This is a genomic window from Pseudomonas endophytica (genome assembly GCF_001411475.1).
GTDB lineage: Bacteria > Pseudomonadota > Gammaproteobacteria > Pseudomonadales > Pseudomonadaceae > Aquipseudomonas > Aquipseudomonas endophytica.
Genome location: NZ_LLWH01000189.1, coordinates 22,307 through 28,319, shown reverse-complemented (window position 1 = coordinate 28,319; position 6,013 = coordinate 22,307). Strand labels below are relative to the sequence as shown.

The window sequence follows — 6,013 nt, the reverse complement described above, 5'->3', positions numbered from 1 at the left end:
GCGCCACGGTGACTCCGGCGCGGCCCACTTTATTGCCGAACACGTGTGCCCGCAGGTTGCGATCATCAACGGCGGTGACGGCCGTCATGCGCACCCGACGCAAGGCATGCTCGACATGCTGACCATTCGTCGGCACAAGGGCGGCGTTGAAAACCTATCGGTGGCCATCGTCGGTGACATTCTGCACTCGCGGGTGGCACGCTCGAACATGATCGCGCTGAAAACCCTAGGCTGTAAGGACATCCGCGTCATCGCACCTAAAACCCTGTTGCCGATCGGTATCGAGCAATACGGCGTGAAGGTCTACACCGACATGAGCGAAGGCTTAAAAGACGTCGACGTGGTGATCATGTTGCGCTTGCAGCGCGAGCGTATGTCGGGTGGCCTGCTGCCGAGCGAAGGCGAGTTCTACCGCCTGTTTGGCCTGACCACTGCGCGGCTGGCGGGCGCCAAGCCCGACGCCATCGTAATGCACCCTGGCCCGATCAACCGTGGCGTGGAAATTGAGTCAGCGGTGGCCGACGGCCCGCATTCAGTCATCCTCAATCAAGTGACTTATGGCATTGCCGTGCGCATGGCGGTGCTGTCCATGACCATGAGCGGGCAAACGGCCCAGCGCCAAATCGAACAGGAGAAGGCCCAGTGAAGCTCAGCATTCTCGGCGCCCGCGTCATAGATCCCGCCAGCCAGCTGGACCAGCCCACCGATCTGCATCTAGAAGCGGGCAAAATCGTCGCCATTGGCGCGGCACCCGCTGGTTTTACCCCCGACCAAACCCTCGACGCCAAAGGCTTGGTCGCTGCGCCGGGGTTGGTTGATCTCAACGTCGCCCTGCGCGAACCTGGCTACAGCCGCAAAGGCACCATTGCCACCGAAACCCGTGCAGCGGCTGCCGGTGGCGTCACCAGCCTATGCTGCCCGCCGCACACCAAACCGGTGCTGGACACTTCAGCCGTGACCGAGTTGATCCTCGATCGCGCCCGCGAGGCAGGCAACTGCAAAGTGTTCCCGATTGGCGCGCTGAGCAAAGGCTTGGACGGCGAGCAATTGGCCGAGCTGATTGCCCTGCGTGACGCGGGTTGCGTGGCCTTTGGTAATGGCCTCAACAGTTTCGCCAACACCCGCACCCTGTGCCGGGCGCTGGAATATGCGGCAACGTTCGACCTGACCGTCATTTTCAACTCCCAAGACCGAGATCTGGCCGAAGGCGGCATCGCCCATGACGGCCCAATGGCAGCGTTTCGTGGCTTGCCGGGCATCCCGGAAACGGCCGAAACCGTGGCCTTGGCCCGTGACCTGTTGTTGGTTGAACAAAGTGGCGTACGCGCACACTTCAGTCAGTTGACCAGCGCACGCGGTGTGGCCCTGATTGCTCAGGCTCAGGAGCGCGGTTTAAAAGTCACCGCCGATGTGGCGCTGTATCAGCTGATTCTAACGGACGAAGCACTGGTGGATTTCTCCAGCGTTTATCACGTCCAACCGCCGCTGCGCACCCGTGCTGACCGTGACGGTTTACGAGAGGCCGTTAAATCAGGTGTGGTCCAAGCGATTTCCAGCCATCACCAGCCGCACGAACGCGATGCCAAACTGGCACCGTTTGGCGCCACCGAACCGGGCATGAGCAGTGTTGAATTGTTGTTGCCGCTGGCGATGACGCTGGTTGAGGACGGTTTGCTGGATTTACCAACCTTGCTAGCCCGCCTTAGCTTCGGCCCGGCTCAGGCATTGCGCTTACCCGCCGGGCGCTTGGCAGTAGGCTCGCCTGCTGACCTCGTGCTGTTCGACCCAACAGCGTCTACGGTTGCCGGAGAGCACTGGTATTCCAAGGGTGATAACTGTGCCTTCCTCGGCCATTGCCTGCCGAGTGCCGTGCGTTACACGTTGGTGGATGGGCGGATCAGCTTCGAAGGGTAAGCAGGCCTTTTTAGGAGTAGCCGGTCGACTGCTCGCGGTCTGTTAAAAGATCGCGAGCAAGCTCGCGCCTACAGGAGCCTTAGGTTTAGCGGCGTTCAGCGTTCTTAATTGAGATCTGGTCGTTCAAAGTCCAGAAGTCATACAACACGCCGATCATGAAAAAGCCGCCCGTGAACAGGTAGAGGATCCCGGTGATCCACTTGCCCATGTACATGCGATGAATACCGAATATCCCCAAGAAGGTCAGCAGTATCCAGGCCACGCTGTAATCCGTATCACCCGCGGTGAATCGCAGGTCGGCCTCTCGGTCCATGCTTGGGATCAGGAATAAGTCGATTAACCAACCTATGCCAAATAAACCCAAGGTGAAAAACCAGATCGTCCCGGTGACCGGCTTGCCGTAATAGAAGCGGTGCGCCCCAAGAAAACCAAGAATCCAGAGCAAATAACCCAGCACCTTGCTGTGGGTATCGCGCTGCATTGCGTCTCGATAGCCGTTCATAAATGCCCTCTTTGCTGCTGATAGAAAAAATTTCTGCTTTTTTTTGTGACTTTTTTACTGTCTCGCATCAGGTAAAAGTGTCTTACAAAAAAACGCGCAAAGCCTTGTACTACCTGACCTGCACAGTTTCCATGTGACAATTTGTCACTGCTTTACGCCCTTTTGACCCTCAAGTCGAGTCGACAAACGGCCTGAGAAAGGACAAAAAAGCTGTTATAAAGTTTCGCGCTAATCACCACCGAGCCCTGCCGAATGCGTCCTTTATTCAAGACATGGCTAACCATTTGCCTATTAATGCCACTGGCCGCCCACGCCACCAACCGTGAGCAACATCTTCCATCAGGCTTCACTGGCTACACCGCAAAGTCATCTGCGAGTACGTCCTTTGTTGCCTCTAACAGCAAAACTGCAACCAAAACTAAAGCCGTATCACGCCCAACGGCAACTAAAGCCCACCGCAAGGCGCCGAGTAAAATTGCGACCGCTTCATTGGCAGCCGCCAATAAGCAAAGCAGCGCAGTACTGAGCCGTGCGGTTAATGTACTCGGTACACCTTATCGTTGGGGCGGCAGTAGCCCAAGTAAAGGGTTTGATTGCAGCGGCTTGGTTAAATACGCCTTTAATGACGTTAAAGCGGTGAATTTGCCTCGCAGCTCCAGCGAAATGGCCAGCGGCCACGGGCAAAAAGTTGATCGCAAAGACCTCAAGCCTGGCGATTTACTGTTTTTTAACATCAAGAGCCGCAAGGTTAACCACGTTGCGATCTATCTGGGCAACGATCGGTTTATCCACGCTCCGCGTCGCGGTAAGTCGGTCAGTATCGACACCCTGAAAAAGTCTTACTGGCAGAAACATTACGTGGTTGCCAAACGTGTGTTGCCTAAAGAACAAACCAAATTGCAGGTTGTTCAGCGTTAAGTACCGCGCCAAACCGTAGGAGCTGCCGCAGGCTGCGATCTTTTGATCTTTAAAAGCAAAAGATCGCAGCCTGCGGCAGCTCCTACGGGCTTTCAATTAGTCCTTTATCTTTAAGCCGTTTTAAGCTCATCTCCAGTGTCTGCATGCCTGCCGCCCCGCCGGTTTGGATCGCCGAAGCCATCTGCGCCACCTTGTTTTCCCGAATCAAGTTACGAATCGCAGGCGTCGCCAGCATGATCTCGTGAGCCGCTATCCGACCTCCTCCTATCCGCTTGACCAGTGTCTGCGAGATCACACCCTGAAGTGACTCAGACAACATCGCCCGCACCATCGACTTTTCATCCGCTGGGAACACATCCAAGATCCGCTCAACCGTTTTGGCGGCCGAAGCCGTGTGCAGCGTAGCCAACACCAGATGCCCGGTTTCTGCTGCCGTCAGCGCTAAACGTATGGTTTCGAGGTCGCGCATTTCACCGAGCATGATCACATCCGGGTCTTCACGCAGTGCCGCCCGCAATGCTGCGCTCACGCTGTGGGTATCGCGATGGACTTCACGCTGGTTAATCAGGCATTGACGCGGCTCATGCAGGTACTCAATCGGGTCTTCAATGGTGATGATGTGCTGCTGGCGAGTGCTATTGAGGTGATCAATCATCGCGGCCAGAGTGGTGCTCTTGCCTGATCCCGTCGCGCCCGTCACCAGCACCAAACCCTGTGACAGGCGACTGATCCCAACGAACACCTCAACCAATCCGAGCGCCTCAAGGCTTGGGACTTGCGACGCAATGCTGCGAAACACCGCTCCGGGGCCCCGCTGCTGTAGGAAAGCATTGACTCGAAACCGTCCCACCCCCGGCAAGGCATAGGCAAAATCAGCTTCGTGTTCTGTTTCAAAGACGGCGCGCTGCGAGTCGTTCATCACACTGTGGATAAGTTCACGCACGCCTTCGGGCGTCAGTACTGGCAGCTCGCAACGCTGCATATCCCCATCCACCCGCAGCATGGGCGCCACGCCCGCTGACAGGTGCATATCTGAAGCACCATGTTTGACGCTCAACGCCAACAGGTCGGCGATGTCCATACCCCCTCCCAATTCCAGTAGAATGCCGCAGACTTTTACAACGGCGGGCTTAAATGAATGTCCACGATAGCAGGCAATATTGCTCAGGTTGAGGCGCGTATCCGTGCAGCGGCAGAGGCTGTGCAACGCGATGTGACGAGCATCCACTTACTCGCGGTCAGCAAAACCAAACCCGCAGCTGCCTTACGCGAAGCGTATGCCGCTGGCCTGCGCGATTTTGGCGAGAACTATCTGCAAGAAGCCCGCGCCAAACAGGTCGAATTAACCGACCTACCCTTGTGTTGGCACTTCATCGGCCCCATTCAATCGAACAAGACCCGTGAGATCGCAGAGCATTTTGCGTGGGTACATTCCGTAGATCGCTTGAAAATTGCCCAACGTCTCTCGGAACAACGCCCGGCTGACTTACCGCCGCTCAACATTTGCATTCAAGTCAACGTCAGCGGTGAGGCCAGTAAGTCTGGCTGCACACCCGACGACTTGCCTGCGTTGGCGGCCGCGATTCAGGCATTGCCACGTCTTAAGTTGCGCGGTTTGATGGCAATCCCAGAACCCACTGAAGTACGCGCAGAGCAAGATGCCGCGTTTGCCAAGGTTGAGTCATTGCAACAAAGCCTGAACATGGGGCTCGATACACTTTCGATGGGCATGAGCCACGACCTGGAGTCAGCCATTGCCCAAGGCGCTACGTGGGTGCGCATTGGCACCGCGTTATTTGGTGCCCGCGATTACGGCCAGGCTTGAGACACTCGCCTCACTTTTTATAAGGATCGGTTATGAGCAAAACACGTATTGCCTTTATCGGGGCCGGCAACATGGCGGCCAGTTTGATCGGCGGCCTGCTGGCCAAAGGTGTGCAAGCCGCACAGATCCGCGCCTGCGATCCCGGCGCAGAAACCCGAGCCAAAGTAACGGCCGAGCACGGGATTGAAGTCTTCGCCGATAACGCACAAGCCATACAAGACGCTGACGTGATTGTGATTGCGGTTAAGCCACAAGCCATGAAAGCCGTGTGCCTAGATCTGCGTCAGCACCTCAAGCCGCATCAACTGCTGGTGTCGGTGGCTGCCGGAATCACCAGCGCCAGCCTGCTGAACTGGGTCGGTCAACAGCCACTGGTTCGCTGCATGCCCAACACCCCGGCCTTATTGGGCAAGGGCGTAAGTGGGCTGTTTGCCACCGACGCGGTGACCGCCGAGCAGCGCCAGCAAGCCGACGAGTTGCTGTCTGCTGTCGGCATTGTGGTGTGGGTTGAGACCGAAGCGCAGATCGACGCCGTCACTGCTGTGTCTGGCAGCGGCCCGGCGTATTTCTTCTTGCTGATCGAGGCCATGACCGATGCGGGCGTCAAACTCGGTCTGCCGCGTGAAGTGGCTGAGCAACTGGCTCAACACACTTCTCTGGGGGCCGCCCACATGGCCGTTTCCAGCGGCATCGACGCCGCAGAGCTACGCCGCCGAGTCACCTCACCCGCTGGCACCACAGAAGCTGCGATTAAGTCCTTTCAGGCTGACGGCTTTGAGGCCATCGTCGAAAAAGCATTGAGTGCCGCCGCGCACCGCTCGGCCGAAATGGCCGAACAATTGGGTCAATAAGGA

Annotated in this window: 7 protein-coding genes; 5 read left to right on the top strand and 2 right to left on the bottom strand. The window is 57.2% G+C overall.

The genetic code is table 11. The annotated features are described in order from the left end of the window. Together AQS70_RS16795 and AQS70_RS16790 are read left to right on the top strand one after the other, a co-directional pair. The coding region (locus tag AQS70_RS16795) for an aspartate carbamoyltransferase catalytic subunit (protein WP_082428136.1) at positions 1-646 on the top strand (646 nt) is incomplete at its 5' end. Continuing rightward, positions 643-1,914 carry a dihydroorotase gene (locus AQS70_RS16790; RefSeq protein ID WP_055103888.1) on the top strand — a complete coding sequence of 424 codons (1,272 nt, stop codon included), beginning with the start codon at positions 643-645 and terminating at the stop codon, positions 1,912-1,914. The genes AQS70_RS16795 and AQS70_RS16790, both read left to right, overlap by 4 nt. Positions 1,915-1,999: 85 nt before the next feature. On the opposite strand, the gene AQS70_RS16785 is transcribed toward AQS70_RS16790, so the two are convergent. Beyond that, positions 2,000-2,416, bottom strand: coding sequence for an NINE protein (locus tag AQS70_RS16785; RefSeq protein ID WP_055103887.1), 417 nt, complete (start codon positions 2,414-2,416; stop codon positions 2,000-2,002). A gap of 252 nt (positions 2,417-2,668) precedes the next feature. Here AQS70_RS16785 and AQS70_RS16780 point away from each other — a divergent pair, with 252 nt between their 5' ends. Next, the gene (locus AQS70_RS16780) at positions 2,669-3,334 is read left to right on the top strand and encodes a C40 family peptidase (RefSeq protein ID WP_055103886.1); all 666 of its coding nucleotides are present in this window, start codon (positions 2,669-2,671) and stop codon (positions 3,332-3,334) included. A gap of 82 nt (positions 3,335-3,416) precedes the next feature. Here the strand turns inward: AQS70_RS16780 and AQS70_RS16775 are convergent, their stop codons facing one another. Then, the gene (locus tag AQS70_RS16775) at positions 3,417-4,415 is read right to left on the bottom strand and encodes a type IV pilus twitching motility protein PilT (protein ID WP_055103885.1); all 999 of its coding nucleotides are present in this window, start codon (positions 4,413-4,415) and stop codon (positions 3,417-3,419) included. 57 nt (positions 4,416-4,472) lie between these two features. Between AQS70_RS16775 and AQS70_RS16770 the strand changes: the two genes are divergently transcribed. Both AQS70_RS16770 and proC read left to right on the top strand, forming a co-directional pair. Further along, positions 4,473-5,159 (top strand): YggS family pyridoxal phosphate-dependent enzyme, encoded by a 687-nt coding sequence (locus AQS70_RS16770; protein WP_055103884.1) that lies wholly within the window; start codon positions 4,473-4,475, stop codon positions 5,157-5,159. A 32-nt stretch (positions 5,160-5,191) separates the two neighbouring features. Then, on the top strand, positions 5,192-6,010 hold the full coding sequence (proC, locus tag AQS70_RS16765) for a pyrroline-5-carboxylate reductase (protein ID WP_055103883.1): 819 nt from the start codon (positions 5,192-5,194) through the stop codon (positions 6,008-6,010). Positions 6,011-6,013 lie beyond the last annotated feature (3 nt).